The sequence below is a fragment of the Kribbella sp. NPDC031520 genome, from assembly GCF_055580825.1.
The window spans coordinates 982,509-999,607 of sequence record NZ_JBVIKS010000003.1 but is presented as its reverse complement, the minus strand read 5'-3'; the positions used below and the strand labels follow the sequence as shown (position 1 = coordinate 999,607).

The 17,099-nt window shown below is 70.8% G+C and carries 1 pseudogene; it reads left to right on the top strand.

Annotation, left to right across the window (positions count from 1 at the left end):
* Positions 1–159: 159 nt before the first annotated feature.
* Positions 160–13,806 (top strand): annotated as a pseudogene (locus tag ACZ5BU_RS20150) (glycosyltransferase); the annotation flags it as partial.
* Positions 13,807–17,099: the final 3,293 nt, after the last annotated feature.

Genomic DNA, 17,099 nt, shown 5'->3' with positions numbered 1-17,099 from the left:
TACGACGCGATCGCGGCCGGACTGCGCTCGACCGTCGCCGGCGGCTGCCGGGAGGAATCGACGGCTGTGCTGGCGGCCTGGAACGGCGAAGGCGGCCGGGCCTTGGCCGCGGAGGTCCTTGCCTACGGCACCGACCCGGCCTTCGGCGGTGCCGAGGCGATGGCGGTGGCAGCCGCGGATCTCGCGCAGTACCTGCGGGACCAGGCCGACACCATCGTCCGGACCAAGGTGATGATCTTCGCGCAGATCCTGATCGGGATCGCGATGTTCGCGATCCCGGCCGGCAAGCTGATCTCGCTGGGGATGCGGCAGCTGCTCCGGCAGGCGCTGCGGGACTTCATCCACAAAGGGGCACGGGCCGCGATCAAGGAGGCGATCGGCACGATCGCGGCGCAGGCCGCGAAGCGATCCGCGGTGGCTCCGGTCGGCGTCGTCCGCGGGCTGGTCCTGGCCGGTGTCGGCGGGGGGCTCTACGGCCTGGCGCCGAACACGATCTCGCAGGCGTACGGCGTACTCACCAACCAGTCGGGCCGCACTGCCAAGGACGGCAGCCACGCGGAGGGCTGGGACTGGGACCAGACCAAGCAGGCCGCGGAGGTCGCCGCGGTGGCGACACCGATCGCGATCGCCGCCGGCGTGGGGCTGGGCAGCCTGGGCGGATACGCGACCCGCAGGGTGAGTGCGCTGGACGGCCCGGTGCAGCAGTTCCTCGTCCGGCGGGCATCCGGCGCCGTGACGATGGGCGTGAGCATGCCGGCCGCCAACTCCCTGGTCGTCACCCACAAGTTGCCGGGCTTCGAAGAGATCTGGAAGTCCGCGGTGATGGGCGCGGCGGTCCCGGGCGGCGGCTCGCACAGCCCGAACACCGGCGGCCCGCACGGCGACCCGATCGAGGTCGCCCCGGTCCGCAACCACTCGGCGATCGCCGACCACACACCTCCCGACGGCCCGCAGGAGGCCGTCACGCCCAAAGCCGAGGCGTCCTCCGCGAACGCTTCAGCCGCGCAGACCGGTACGGACGCCAGTGGTGTTGGGACAGGTTCGGCCCAGACCGGCGCTACGGCGCAGACTGGCAACGGTACGGCGCAGACCGGGAACGGGACGGGGCACAACGCCGGCTCGGCAACTGGTGCGGAGTCTGCAGTGGTCCCGAACGTCGGTGCCGCCCAGCCGGCCGCCGGTGCGCGTACACCGGATGCCTCGGGCAACCCAGCCGGCCGAGCCGCCACCGACACGCCCACGGCGAAGACCACGACGACGCCGCAGCCGGGCAAGGTGTCGGCGCCGGACAAGGTCACCGGAGCCGAGAAGGCAGCTCCGCCGGACAATCCCCCGTCCGGCCCGGACAAACCCGCCGTACCCGGCAAGCCCGCAACGCCCGGCAAGGAAGCACCCGCAACACCCCAAGGCCCAGCCGCAACCAACAGACCCGCCGCCGACAGACCTGCCGGTGCTGACACGCCGGCTGGTGAGGTCAAGCCGCCGGGCGCCGGGAAGGAGGCCGAGACGCCTGGTACTGCGGAGAGGCAGCTCGTTCCGGCGGCCGGGGCTGAGCCGGGGGCGAAGGCCGCCCATCCCGCCAACCGCCAACCCGACGCCACAGCACCCGCAGGTGACCGGCCGCAAAGCACACCCGCCGCCCGCCACGACGACGTGCGAACCGGCGGCAGCAACCCGCGGAGCGAGGGACAAGCAGGTGAAGACAGTCCGCGGAGCGAGGGACAAGCGGGTGAAGGTGGCCCGCGTGGTGACGCGCCCGCAGGTGCAGGTAGTTCGCGGGATGGTGCGTCCGAGGTGGGGCGCGACTGGAGTCGGTCCCGGGAGCATGCGGAGGAGCTGCAGCGGCGGGAGGCCGCGGCGAGCAAGTCGCTCGGCGACCATGAAAAGGCCGTGGCCGATCGGGAGAAGGTTGGCGCGACCAAGGATGCCGAGGCAGCGGCCACGCAGGCACGCAAGGAGCTGAAGGCAGCGGAGCGAGCTGTCGAGAAGCACGAGGCCAGGCACGGGAAGCGCGACGACAGTGCCCGAGCCGGCGAACTGCGCAACCGGCTGGCCGCAGCGGAGACGAAGTACAAGGACGCGCACGACGAACTCGCCGCGGCCAAGCACGCCGATGCCGAGTTGGGGAACGCCAAGCTGTTGGCCGCGGCGCGGCGGCTGTCGTATCTGGCGGCGAAGCTGGACTACGCCATGTCTCGCCTCAGCCCCGCCGAGATCCGGGCACTCTCGGAGGGCAAGCTCGACGTCCTCGAGGGCGCGCTCGGGGTGAACGTGACCCGCGACGAGGCGCTCCAGCTCGCGATCCACGAGATGGTGCACCGTACCGAGAAGGGCTGGGGCTTCGCGCTGAAGTGGACCCAGCTCCAGGCCGAGCTGGCGCTGCACGACGACCTGCTGGTCCAGATGAAAGCCGGCGACGGAAAGACGGCGGTCGCCGTCGTTGCCCTCGGCCGGATCGCGGCGGACCGCCCGGTGCACTACATGACCTCGAACCGGAGCCTCGCGACGCAGGCGTACACGAAGTTCCGCAGGATCCTCGAACCCCTCGGGTACGACGTCGTCCAGGTCGACTCCGCCGTACGGTATCCGAAGCCGCGGGGCCGCACCGTGTACGTCGGGGACGTCGCCGCGTTCGGCTGGAGCATGGGCCGCGGCCACCGGGTCCCGGGCAAGGACGTCATCGTCGACGAGGTGGACGCGGTTGCGGTCGATCTCGCCGTGCAGCGCTACACGCACAGCTCCGGCGCCTCCGGGAAGGCGTCGGCGAAGACAGAAGCCCAAGTCATGCTCGCGAAGTGGGCCTTGGACAGCGGGAAGTTCGACCACGCCGACCTCGGGCTGACGCGCCACGGGGAACCGCTCGACGGGGTACGGCCCAAGCTGACCACCGAAGGACGGCAGAAGCTCGCAGAGCTGACCGGCGTCGACCAAGGGTCGCGTCAGTTCGCGAAACAGATCACGCGATTGGAGAACGCGGCGCAGGCCCGCTGGGGGTTGCACGAGGGCCGGGACTACATCCGTGCCGAGATCGACGGCGTCAAGAGGATCCTGATCGTCAGCAAGCACTCCGGTGAACCGCTGGTCGATCGCGAGACCCTGCTCGAACAGCGCTGGACCGATGTCGCCCAGGCCCTCGAGGCACGACACGGCCTCGAGGTACGGGCGGACCCGTCGCACACCAGCGCGATCAGTACCAAGAAGCTGCTCGACAGCTACGACCACGTGAGCGGTATGTCCGGTACGGCGAAAGAGGCCGAGCACGCGATCCGGGAGCTGTACGGCGAGGACAAGACCGGCCGGGTCCTCGAGATCACGAGCATCAACGAGTCGAAGCTGGACATCCGCCCGGCGCAGCACTTCGCGACCGTGGAGGAGAAGTACCGGGCCATCGTCGACCAGGCGATCGCGGACATGGGCAAGGACGGCGACCTGTCCACCGGACGTCCGCAGGCCATTGTCACCGAACACAACGACGAGGTCGCGCTGGTCGAGCGCCTTCTGAATGAGCGGCTGAAGGAGCAGAATCTTCCGACCGACGGCATCAAGATCGAAACGGTCAACGCCGAGGCGATGGCGAAAGCGATCGCGGAGCACCGGTTCGACGCGAAGATGGACGCCGTCTGGAAGCAGGCCGGCACACCGGGCACGATCACCATCGGCAACAAGGTCCTCGGCCGCGGCATCGACATCGAGCTGCACCCGGACGCCTTCACGTACGGCGATCGCCCCGACCCGACCAAGCACGTCTTCACGGTCAAGAGCCACGACGCCCGCAACGGCCGCGAGGCGGAGACCGGCGGGCTGGCGGTCCGCGTCGGATTCCATGACGCCGATTCGCCCCGCGGCACGATCCAGGCCCTGAACCGCGCCGGCCGCCAAGGCGCGCCCGGCGAGGCCTCCCTGTACGCCTCCCACCAGGACGAACTCTTCCGCCGCCGGCCCGGCGCCCTCGACGCCGCCGTCGCCTACCACGACGCGCCGCCGACAACCGCCCGGAACAGGGCGCTCCAGGCGTACACCGACGCCGTCGTCGCGCACGTCAAGGCGGTTGCACTAGGCAACGGAAGTGCAACGCTCGGAGCCGTCCGAGCGGCCTCCGACGCGGTCCGCGCGGCCGAGCAGGCAGTACCCGTGGCCGACTACTCCACCGCAATCGAAACCAGCCAACTAGCCTCCCAGCAAGCAAGCCTCACTCAGATCCAGCACACCGCGGTACCCCGTGACCGGCAGGTTGCGGCCCAGCAATCCGAGGCGAGTGACGCCGGTACGGCGCAGCGCGTGGACGACACCGCTCCGAGTCGGCTGGTGCCCGATGGACCGCAGACGGCTGGGCCGGTGTATCGGCAGTTGGCGGCTGCGGATCAGGCGGAGGTCGGGGCGATCGTCGCAAAGCTCACCGCGAACGATCCGGTCCGGCTGGAAGGCCTTCGGCCGTTGCTCCAGAGTCCGTGGCTGCGGTCGCTCGATCCGGAGCGGCTGATGCATGAGATCCGGAGCTGGGACGAACTCAGCTACCCGGAGGTGTTCAGCAAGAACGTGTTCGGCGTCGGGCTCGCCGAAACGCCGACGCCGGTGCCGCTGGTCCGCCCGTCGCGTGACTTCGCCGATGCGGTGGACTTCGGCAACCGTGAGAGCCTGCCCGACCTGCTGACCGGACCGGACGGTCGCGACTGGGCCGTCAAGCTGTACCCCGAGAGCAATGTCAACAGCGAGTTGGCTCTGGCCGAACTCGACGGCCTGTACGGCGCATACCTGACCGGCTTCGGTCCTCCGCCGTTCGGACTGGTGCGCGTCACGGTCGGCGACAAGCAGTACGTCGGTGTCGGGATGGCGCCGCTGGCCGGCGGCCTGATCGACGCGGAGCAGGAGGCCACGGCGGAGGCCATCGAGGAGGCTGGGTACTGGCGGTCGCGCGTGACGTTCCGGACCGCGCAGCAGCTCGACCTCTTCGGTCGCGCGCTCCTCGCAGGGGGGTACTCGATCCGTGCTGACCTGAAATACTTCGTCGACGACGCCGGCAACTTCCGGCCGGTCGGCCTGTCGGGTGTCGAAGAGCTGCCCGCGGAGCCGTCCGAACGGGATTCCTGGATCGCCCGGCATTTCGACATCCTCGCCGAGCATCGCGGCTCGCTGGTGGCGGCGGCCGTCGAGAACGGACCGACCCCGGAGGCACCACCGGCACAGCCACCGGCACCGATCCCGGCGGCGGCACCGGATCCCGCCGTTCCCGGGATACTGCGCGAGCTCCCGTCGTACAACAGCCTGACTGCCGATCAGCAGCGCAGGATCGTCACGATCGTCGGAGCCGTCACCGCGAACGACGCAGTACTCCTCGACGGGCTCCGGCCGCTGCTCGCGAGTCCGGGGCTCCGGGTACTCGGCCCCGACGCGCTGCTGGCCGAGATCGAGAGCTGGCACGGTCTCGAGTACCACGAGGTGTTCGGCAAAGGCCCGGCGCTGGACGTGGCAGTCGCCGGGGCGCCGCAGCGGCCACAGCTGCCACAGCCGGACGCGCGCCCGGCGTACCCGGTGAGCTGGGATGAAGCGACCCGCCTCGAGCTGCTTCCGACGGCGTTGCGGCGATTGGCCAGCGGCGGCGTGGCCGGCATGGTGGCGTCGCTCGGCGAGTACGCCGGCGTCTTCGAGATCGACGGTCCCGACGGCCGGAAGTGGGCCGTGAAGCTGTGGCCCGGCGTGGGCTTCGAGAGGCACATCATGCGGGAGTTCGCGGGCCAGCGTGCTGCTGAGCAGACCGCGTACGCGCCGGAGTTGTACGGGTTGGTCAAGGTGACGATCGATGGCCAGGAGTACGCCGGGGTCGCGATGGAGCCGGTGCCGGGCGGGTTCACCAGTACACCCAGCCTCGACCCGGCGGAGGTCGCGGAGACCAACCGGTGGCGTGCGGCTGTCGACTTCGATACGGTTCGCCAACTCGACCAGTACCTGCAGCGCCTGCTGGATGTGGGCTACCACATCCAGGACGAGCTTCAGTTCCTGGTCGACGACGCGGGCAGGATGCACCCGATCGACTTCGAGGCCGTGCGCGCCCTCCCGGCGCAGCGCGACTCGCAAGCCGTCGCGCCCGAGGGCCTCTGGTCGGGAGCGTTCTTCGACTCGAACATCCGCAACAGTCTGCTGGACGTAGCGATCGAGAACGCACGCGCGAAGGCCGGGGACACCGATCCCGCCCGGCTGCGCGATCGGTCCGGGATCGAACAGCCCGACGAGCGGATCGGTACGATCCTGCGCGGCGGAGCGAGCTATCGGATGGCCAACGTGCGGCGCGTCCGGGAGCTCCCGGACGGCCGGTGGCTGATCAATCCGGTCGCAGGACCGTCGATGGTCGCCGAGATCTCCGTTGCCACACTCGCGGCCGGCCGCCCGTTCGTCATCGATCCTGATCCCGTCACCAGTGAGCGCGTCACGATCCGGCTGTCCGCCGAGCTGCCCGGCGACGACGTCGTCGCCTGGAATCTCGACGTGGCCGTCGCGGCGGTGGCTGCCCATGGGGCCGAGAGTCCCGGGGTGACCGAGGCGCTGGCGGACGTGGCCAGGCGGGTACACAGTCAACTGCTCGATCCGCACTCGGCGGTGCGTACTGGGCTCGCCGAACTCGGCGTCACAGCGGTGACCCGGCTGGTCGCCGACACGTTCCGATTCCGGTACGGCGACAACCGGGTTGCGGACGTGGTCGTCGACGCGGCCTGGATGGCGGAGCGGGAGACCCGGACCTGGCATCCCGTCGACGGGCTGCCGGTTCTGATGTTGTCGCAGCGACTGGTGGAACAGAGTCCCGGGGTGATCGACCTCCTGTTGTCCCAGGAGTTGCCCGACCTGCTGGCCGGCGCGCGCCAGGTCACGAGCGGGCCCAACCAGTTGCGGGTCCTGTCCGACCAGCTGCTCAGCGGCCTTGAACTCGTCGACGCGGGCATCCGGCACGTGACCCCGCTGGGGCCGCGCCGTCTGCTGCTCGAATTGGACGGCAACACTTCCGCGGTCGTTGCGCTCGATGCAGCGGAGATCGGGTCCGAGTACGAGGTCATCGAGCCCGACCGGTTCGGTAACGCCCACGTCGACCTGTCGGATCGGCTCGACGACGAACAGCTCGGCCGGGCGCTGCACGGCGCGCTCGTCGAGGTCGCGGGCGCGGTCCGGGCGGCGGCTCCGACCGGTCCGGATCCGGAGATCGTCGCGGCCGCACTCACGGCACTGCGGCGTCGCGCGGCCGGGGCGGATGCCGTCCGGCTCGTTCCGCTGGCCGGTGACCGCCTGCTGGCAATGTTCCAGGACCGAGTCGTCGAGCTCGTTCTCAGGACGGGCGGTGAGGTTCTGCTGAGTCCGCTCGACGCCGGCGGCCGATCGGTCCTCGAGCTGCCGGCGTCCGTCGGGGTGATGGCAGTCGAGGTTGCCATCGGCACGGCCCTGGAACAGCTTGGCGGACAGGTACCCGGGCCGGATGCGGCCGGGTCCGGCCATGCCGCGGCGTTGGGCGGCATGTTCACGACAGCGGGGCGGACGGCCGACAACGGGGCCGGGGTGACGGCGCTGATCGTCGACGCGTTGACCGGCGAGGAGACGAAGCCGGTTCTGGAGCGGCTGGCGATGCTCTCCGTCGAGGTCGATCCGGTCGATCCGATGCGGTACCGGGTCGTTCGGGGTGATGCTTCGCGCGAACTGCTGTTCCGGGTCGGCGACGTCGCGGATCATGCGCCGGCCCGGTTCGAGTGGGTGAACGACGGGGATGTCGTCACGGTGACCGTGTCGCGGTTGCTGCTCGATGCCGTCGAGGTGTTGCCCGCGGTCGCCCACGAGCTGCGGGAGATCGGCGAGCTCCTGGTCGGAACGGCTCCGGACACCGCGCACCGGCGCGGCCGCGAGACCCAGGTCGCCGTACTGGGATGGGTCGGGGACCGGGTGCCGGCAGCGGACCCGAGGACCGGGGTGCGGGCCGACCTCGCACTGCTCGATGCCGTCGTCGCGCTCGGGGCCGAGGGCAACGGACAGGAACTGTCGATGGTCCCCGACGACGTCGCCGTACGGGTCCGCGACCGCATTTCCCGGCCCGTCGATTCCGACCCGGAACCCACGGTCGCCGACCGGCCGCTGGGGGCGCACAGTCCCTCCGGCGCCGAGACGCCGGTCTCGCCGAGCCGGTTGCTGGAGCTGCCGGCCGATCAGCACCCCGCCATCCTGGCGCGGATCGACCAGGGGCTTCCCATGCAGGCGCCTGTCGACGACAGTCTGCTGCGGTTCTGGGCGGATTCGCCCGCCCTGCCGGACGTGATCGAGGGCGTGCTCCGGATCGAGCCGAGCGGACCCGGCTGGCTGCGGGTCACGACTCGGGGCGGTCTCGTGTTCACGGTCGGCGTACGGCGTGGGACGGTGCCGCACGGCGAGGTGGCGGTGGACCGGGTCGGGCACCAGGCGCGGTACGGCTTCGTGATTACTGTTGCTGAGGGCATCGATCGGGAGCTGGCCGACCTGACCTTCGGGTCGCGGGTCGACCGCGAGCTGGATGCGGACTGGGTCGAGGCCGCGGCGACCGGACACATCGCGGCGCTCGCGATGCAGGTCGAGGCGCTCGACCAGGTCCGGGCGAGCCTGGTCAGGGCCGCGGCGCAGGTCGTCGTGCCCCCGGCGGCCACTTCGCTCGTCGACTGGATGGCGGTACGGGACGCGCTCGACGACGTCCGCGCGGCGATGGACGATCCGTACCGGCCGGCAAAGCTGACGCTGGCCGCCGAACGTCTCCGGACCGCCCGCGCACTGGCCCCGGGCGTCCTGGAGGAACTGGCAACCGCTGTCGAGCAGGCGGCCGGGCTGCTGGGTGGTCGGACGGCTTTGCGCCGTGGGTACGACGTTCCGGAACGGCTGGCGCCTGCCGACGTACTGACCGCGACCAAGCTTCGGGTGCGCGAGCGCCGGCTGCTCGCCGGCCCTCCGGACGAACTGACTCGCTACGATCGCTGGCGGCTGACCCGTCGGCGTCAGGCCAGGCTGCGCGAAGCGGTGTCCGCGGCCGGGCTCGACGGCGGTGCGGTCAACCACTTCGGCCGCTTCCAGTTGCTCGAACGGTCGGGCTACCGCGCGGTGGTCGAGTTGGCCTTCCGGTACGGCGCCCGGCCGGGCCTGGTCGCCACGCTCCCGGTGACCGTCGACAGCGGATGGCTCGACGCGACGTTGCGGCGGCCAGGTTTCCAGCAGGCGGTCGGTGCCGCGATCGAGCCGACCAGCGCGCCTGGCGTGGTCACCGTCGCGCCGGATGGATACCAGCCCTTCACCCTGGCCGTTCGCCTCGACGGCGCCGACGGACCCAGCGCCCAGCCGGTGGCGGACGTCGTACTGCCGTTCGAGGCCGACCGCGAAGCCGATCCGAGCGTCCACGAGCTCGCGGGCCGGGTCGCCAAGGCGATCGCCGGGTACCGGTTGGCCGTCGATCAGGCCCAGCACGGTACGGCGGCCACGTGGCAGCAGGCCTATGCCGCGCTGGTGGAACTCCGGCAGGCACCGGATCTGCTCAGCTGGCAAGCGCTGGGTGGCGAAGCGGGGAGCGATCCCAGCCTCGACGACCTGGCCGCGATCGGCTGGCTTCGAAGCTTCGGCCTGCAGTACCGCGAGCCGAGCTGGCGGGAGGCCCGGGTACTGCGAGAGTTCCTGTACCAGAAGGGTTTGCTGACCAGCAGCCCTGACCACGACCGCAAGATCGCTGCACTGCGGCAGGTGGACGCGGACCTCGCGGAGTACGTTCTCCGCCACAACGGCACGCGCTGGAGCACCCGTACCGGCAGGCTGCTGGAGACCCGGCCGCTCGGAGAGGCCGGTGTCGAGCCGAGTCGTGCATCGATCCCGGTGTTCGACGTCAGCGACGTGGTCCGGCTGGCCTCGTGGCTCAACCAGTTCGAACAAGGTCCGCACGGGCAGGGGCTGTCATTCGCGCCGACCACTGACGGAACACTGGAAATCACCACCCAGCAAGGCGCCGTCGTCTCCGTCGTCGTGGAGCCGGGCGCCGGGCTCCCCGCTCGGCACGGCCAGGTGGTGCACGGCAGCGAGCCGGCGACGTACCACGTCCGAACCCCACCAGGCGTCGACCGCCTGCGCGGCGAGCGACTCACGATCGAGGGTCTCTACACCGCGGTCGCGCGGCACCACGACAGCGCGGCAACGATGCCGGCCGGGATCGCACCAGTGCTCGCGCGCTACGAGCAGCAACTGGCCGACGCCGGCTGGCGTACCTCCCGGATGCTGCGTAAGGACCTGGCCGAGCACCTGGCTGTGCTTCAGTTGGATGACGCCGCCGTTCAGAGCCTGGGAGACCTCGTCCCGCCGTCGCTGCGGCAGCTGACCGATCGAGGCCGGGGCGGGTCGGCGCAGGAGCTCGCCGAACAGCTCGAAGACCGCATCGAGCGAGGTGAACCAGAGCCGTCCCGGGTGCCGGCACGTGGGGTGTTCCTGGGCGGCATGGCGCTGGACAAGTTGCTGATCGGCGTCGGCAACGCCGCGCTCGGGCTGGTCGTGTTCCACAACTCGTCGTGGCTGGGGGCAACCTTCGCGATCGGGTACGGCCTGGCCGAAGGCTGCGGTCAGGGGTATCTGATGTACCGCGGGCAGGTCGCCGGCGAGAAGCTCGAGCAGGCCGGCCGGCGTACCGGCGAGGCCTTGCGAGCCGAACGTGAGGCGGTCCAGGCAGCGACCCTCCGCGATGACGTCCGGGACGTGATCAGGCCGCTGCTGGCGAACGTACTGACCGTACCGGTCGCCGAACCGGCGCGGCCCGCGACCGGAGCACACCGTTGGTCGGTACCCGACAGCGAGCCGTGGGTGCTGCAGAGGTCGCTGCGGTACCACCTGCGGTCCAACCTGCCGTACGGCGTGATGTCGACGGTCGAGCCGATCGCCCTGGTCGGCGCCGGGGCCGGCCAATGGGCACTGGCCACGGTGTTCGGGATCAGTGCCGGACTGGGGTACGTCGGAGCCTCGTTCGGCGAGCGGCGCCGCACTCGCCACGACGTGTCGAACCGGCTGCGCCAAGGCCGGTTCGACGAGGTACGGCGGATCCACGCCGCCCGGCAGGAAGCGGCGCAGCGGGCCCAGAACCTCCAGCTCGGCGTCGCAGCCGTGGTCACCACCGCCGGGTACTCGGTGCCCACGGCAACAACTGACCTGGTCGGCCGGCGGATCAGCGACGACCGGCTGGCCCGGCCGGTGTTCGACCGGCGCCCGAACCGCGGCCTGGATCTCGGCCAGGTGCTGGAGATCAGGTACCCGACGATCCTGCTCCCGGGCGCGGTCGGGACCGGGATCGGCCTGTTCGTCAGCCCGGTGGTCGCGGCCGTCCAGGCCGGCAACAGCATCGTCAACACCTGGGTCAACGCCTTGGTGGAGAGCGGGTACGGCGACCTGGACACGCACTACACCGACCTAACCTCCGGGCAGCTCGCGCACGAGTCGCTGGTCCGGAGCCGCCAGAGTGACGACCGGATGCTCAGTGGCGTCCACGACCTGGTGCGGTCCCGGATCGTGGGTCCCGAAGCCGGGCGGCCCGCCGTTCCGGGTGCGGTGGTCGCCGATCTCGTCGTACCGGAGCCGAAGGCCCCGATCATGCCGCCGTTCTGGCAGAAGATCTTCCCGCTGACCGCGCTGCTGCCCGGTATCGGCGAGTTCGCCGCGGTGAGCACCATGGGCTCGGCGGTCGCCCACTACACCGGCGCGGACGCCGAGGCGAGGCAGGAGGTCACGACCGGCTCGGTGAACGCGGTCCTGACGAGCATCACCGGCACTGCCGGGCACTACCCGTTGAACTGGTTCCGGGCCGGCAAGCAGGCCCTGCAAGGGCATCGGCGGATGGTCGAAGGGACCATCGAGGCCGGCAAGGTCAAGCAACGTGCGTTGCGATCCGTCCTCGGCGATCGGTTCGGAGACGGCACCGGCAACGCCGCGGCACTGGGCCGGATGTCCACGACCGAAGGCCTGACCGACGACAACGCGGGCGTCGTGACCCGATCCGCGGCGAGTCTGCTGGCCGATGACGAAGGCCGGGCGTGGCTGCGCCAGGCGGCCAGGCTCGACGAACTCGAGCCGCTCGGTGACCTCCGTTACCGGATCACGCGTGCCGGGCACTCGCGGGTGATCGTGCTCCAGGTCGGTGACGTCGAGGGCAACGCACTCGCCGGATTCTCCCGGCTCGAAGGCGATCTGGTTGCGGTGACACTGTCACGGCTGCTGCCCGGTGCGGACGCCGTACTGGAAGCGGTGGCGCACGAGCTGCGCGAGATCGGTGAGCTCTTGGTGGGAACGCCGATCGGCGGTCCGGATGTGTACGTGCCCGGCCGAGCGGCCGTAGCTGCGGTCCCGACCGCACACGACAGGGCCCGTGAATCCCAACTGGCTGCGCTCGGCAGGGTGGCCGATCGCGACCAGGAGCCGAAGGCCGGGGTACGGGCGGATCTGGCGCTGCTCGACGCGGCCACGCACCTCGGCCTGCTCCCCGGAACCGACGGCGCCGACCAGCGCCTCGCGCTGCTGGGGCCCGAGGCGGCGGCGCAGATCAGCCGGGTCGCGGCACGCCTGACCGACCCTCGTCCACCGGCAGTCGTGGAGTTGCCGGACCACGGGGTGGCCGCGGTTCCGATCAGTCCCGAGGCGCTACGGATCGTGCACCTCTCGTGGGAGTCGGCACTGCAGCGCGTTGGCGCACAGGTCGGCGGGCTGGGCTCGGTGGTCAAGGCGCTGCTCCCACCGCAGGTCGGCCTCGGGCATCAGGTGCTCAACGTCACCCGGCAGCTGTTCGGGTTCGGCGCGGCCGGCCTGACCGAGCTGATCAGCCGTGGCCGCGGCCTGCAGGTGCTGCTGATCCCGCCACCGGAAGGCTTCGGGACCGAGGACCACCTCAAGGCCGACGAGGTCGGCTGGTCGGACGCGATGAGCGACCGGGCGCGAGCTGCGCTGCAGGAGTACCTGGCCGCCTACCCCGACCAGGTGCCCGATGTGCTGCACGCGCACGACGCGTGGATGACCCGGCCGGCCTTCGACCTGGCCGATGCCCTTGGTGTCCCGGTGGTCCTGACCGTGCACGCCACCGAGATCGGCCGCCGTGGTGGCCGCCTGGACACCGAGACCAGCCGCCGGATCCATGCCTTGGAGTGGCGCACTGTACGCCGTGCCGACCACGTGATCGTGAACTCGCCGAAGATGAAGGAGGAGGCCGTCGAGGCCTTCCAGCTGCCGCCGGACCGGGTCACGATCCTGCCCAACGGCACCGACCCGAGCCGGTGGAAGATCGACCCCAGCAGGGTGGATCGCGCCGCGGCCCGGACCCGGCTGAAGGCGGGTCCGGACGACACGGTGATCTACTACCAGGGCCGGTTGGCGGTGGAGAAGGGCGTCCAGGACCTGATCGCCGCGCTGCCCGGCGTCCAGCAGCACCGTCAGGGCGCCAAGGTCCGCATCGTCGGTGACGACACCGGGGACTTCGCCGCCGAGTTGAAGCAGCAGGTGGCGGCGCTGGTGCGCGAAGGCCGGCTGGCGGTCGGCGACGTGGAGTTCCTGGGCCGGATCGGCCATGACGAAGGGCTTCCCGAGCTGGTGGCCAGTGCCGATGTGGGCGTGATCCCGAGCCGCTACGAGCCGTTCGGTGTGGTCGCCAACGAGCTGGCCACCGCCAGCTTGCCGCTGGTGGCGTCCGAGCAGATCGGGTTTGTTGACCAAACCAACGGTCTGAGCTATCCGGCCGGCGACGTACCGGACCTGGTCGCCGCGATCCTCGCCGTCCTCGACGATCCCGCCGGTGCGCGGCAACGGGCCGAAGCCGCCCAGCAGAAGGCGCTGTCGCCGATGTACCGATGGGACGTCATCGCCCAGCAGACGATCGACGTCTACCGCGGTGTCGGTGCACACCGGGTGCGTACTCCGGGGGAGATCGGCCGGCCCGTCTTTCCACGGACCGTTGTGAGTGGCGCCGATGGCGTTCCCGCCCGCAATGTTGCGGTGGACAGATTGCTGGAGGCGCTGCGAGCCGCCGCGCTGAGCGACCGGACGTCCAAGGACGTGGCGGCGGCCGATGCGCGGGACGCGCTGGTACCCGCGATGATCGACGCGGTGGCAGAGGCGGCGTCGGCGCACGGTTTCGGCCTGCCCGACGCAGACACGGTGCCCGTCGTCGCGGCTGCCGTCGTAGAAGCTGGTTTGTCCGCGGACGACCTGTCGGAGCAGGCCTTGTGGGAGTTCGCCAGGAAGGCGGTACCCGCTGCCGGCAGATCGATTCTCGTTCGGGTTCGGCACGCGGCCGCGGCGGCCCTCGCACGCGTAGCGGTCGAGGAGACCGAGGAGAACACCTGGGGACGGGCCGTCGGGGCGATCGCATCCGCGTACGTGACGCATACCGGTGACACGCGCCACCTTCGAGCAGTCGTCAATCGCGAGGTGCTCGACGTCCGGCGAGCGGGAGGTACGGCCGGCACGGTGGCCGCGCGGGCGGTCGATGCCGTCCATGCCTATGTGGTCGGCAAGGCCGGTCCGGACGGCGAGCGGTTGCGGCAGCGAGCGGAGTACGCGCTCGAGGTCTTCCTGATCATCCAAGTCCGTCAGGGCAGCGATGCTTTGTGGCCGCAGGCGCGGCAAGCGGTGTGGCGTGCGTCGGAGCTGGCGGCGGAGTACGGCCATGAGCACGCCGAGGCGAGGCAGGCCGCGGATGCCGCGACCGCCGCGATGGTGGCGTTCCTGGGTGCGAAGGTGGCCGAGCAGGCTCGGTCGGGTTGGAGCGAGGCCGCTGCGCGGCTGGCGGTCGCGACGGACAACCCGCGGATCGGCTTCGAGGACCAGCAGGCGATCAAGGTCGTGTACGACGCACTGAACGCTTGGTCTACTCCGGTCGGTACGTACGTCCTGCAGTCCACGCAGCAGGTCTCCCCGGCGGCCGTCAACAGTCATGGCGACGACGGCGACGCGGCGGTGCGAGCGGCGGGTGAGGCGCTTGCTGCCGCGTATCTGGCCGACCGGGAGCAGCGACCGGCTGCGATCGCGCGTGCAGTGGACCGGCTGGTGGGATCGGTGCACGACGATCTGGACGAGATCGCCGTGGACAGGCTGTACGAGGCACTGCAGGCCCGTCTCGGACCGGACCAGGACGCCGCGGCGAAAGCCGAATCGGACGCTGCTGAAGCTCTGTCGATCCTCCTGATCGCGGCGACGGCTCGCGATCCGCAGGCGTCGGCGCGGTGGATCGGGCTGTTCCTGCACGCGTCGGAACAACTCACCCCGACCGACGACCCAGCCGAAGCCGCGCTTGCTGCCGATGAGGTAGCACAGGAGGTTGTCGCGTACTGGTCGGGCGAGCACAGCGTCACCGAGATGGCTGCAGTGCTGGCAGACGCGGCGACCGTGCTCGCGGCGCATGAGCCCGACGCGGCCTTGGCTACTCTGCGCGCCGCGTTGGCCGCTGCGCCGACCGCCGCGTTCGGTGCGGTGCGGCGGGTGGCGGCGGAGGCCTTCGAGAGCGTCACATCCTGGTACGGCGACAACAGCGAACTCGCCGAGCAGCGGGCCACTCGCGCGATCACCGAGGCGATGACAACCTGGGCGGGCGACGCGACGGAGTTACGGCAGCTGCGGGCCGAGTGGATGTCCGGTACGTCGAGCTGGTCGAGTCCGACGCTGGACGCGGCACAGCGGGCGATCGCCACCTTCCAGGCGTACCTGCTCGGTCGTACCGGCCAGGACCGTGAACGGCTGCGTACACAGGCGGATCACGCGCTGCAGATCTTGCTGTTGATCAGCGACCGGGCAGACATCGACAACGCGGCACAGGCCGCGCTCGACGCACTGCGGTCTGCCGTCGAGACGACAGCGCGTCATGGCCGGGAGAGCGAGCAGGCCCGGCAAGCGGCGACTCGTGCCGTGCAGCCGGTCGCGGCAATGCTGCGCACGCGAGCCGCGGAGTACCTGCATGCGGCAGGGCTGTGGGCCCGAAGCGCCGTCGAGTTCGCCGCTGAGAGACACCGGCCCGACTCGGGCCGGCAGGCGATCGAGGTCGTCCGGACAGAACGAGTCGACTGGGCGCGGAAGGTCCGGGCCGACGCACCGGGGAACGTACGTGCAGCTCGGAACGATCTGGCGGATCTCGAACCGGCCGGCATGTCCGGACGCGAGGTCACCAAGGCGCTGCTGGAGCTACGGTCGGCGGTGCGGATCCCACTCGGTGTGGTCGGCGTGGTCGACACCCCGGCCGACCTCGCGGACAGGTACCCGGGCCTCGGCCCGGAGCAACTCGTCGACGGCATCTACGTCGGCGAGTACGCCGGCCGGCAGATCACCGTGGTGGTCGCGACGAGCCAGCCCAGTGCGCGCACACTGCGCCGACGCGTACTGAACCAGCAACTCGGCGAGTACGGCCTCGGCCTGATCGCGTGGGACCGGGTGGATGCGCGCCGATCCGTCGGGTTGGACGAGGCCGCGGCCGCGCGCGCCGCCTGGGACCGGTTCGCGGAGTCGTTCAGGTTCTTCGCCGAAAGCGGAGCCTTCGCCACGGATCGGCCCGAACGTGCCACCCGGAGGCTCCTCGAACGTCAACTCAAGCCGGCGCTGGTCCGCGCCGGATTGCTGCCCGAGACGGCCGAGCTCGGCCAGGTGCTGGCCTTCGCAGCGGAGCTCGCCAAGGCCTACACCCGGACCATTCCGCCCGGCCCTGTCGACACTGTTGCCTCCAGCAAGGAATCCGAGCCGGCCACCCAAGCCGGACGGGTTGCCTCCTGGCTGCGTCAGTACCTCTCAGGCCTCGGCAATGTGGTCCTGTTCTCCGAGCCCGGTCGTGCCGATGTGCATTTCGGGCAGACCTGGTACGGCCAGGACTTCGTAGTCACCGTGCGGGTGGGAGACCTCGCCGGCCGAGCCGACGCCGGACTCGACCTCGACCCGGAAACGCTGGGCCCGGTGATCACGCTGTCGGAGTGGCTGGACAGTCCGGCCGCGGTGCGGCATGCCGTCGATCGCGCCACGGACCAACTCGCCGCGACCGCCGCGCTCGTCACCGCGGCCGACCTCGGTCGCGTCGCGCCGGGCAGGGCCGAGCAGACCGAGCGTGACGCAGTACAAGCCTTGCTGAT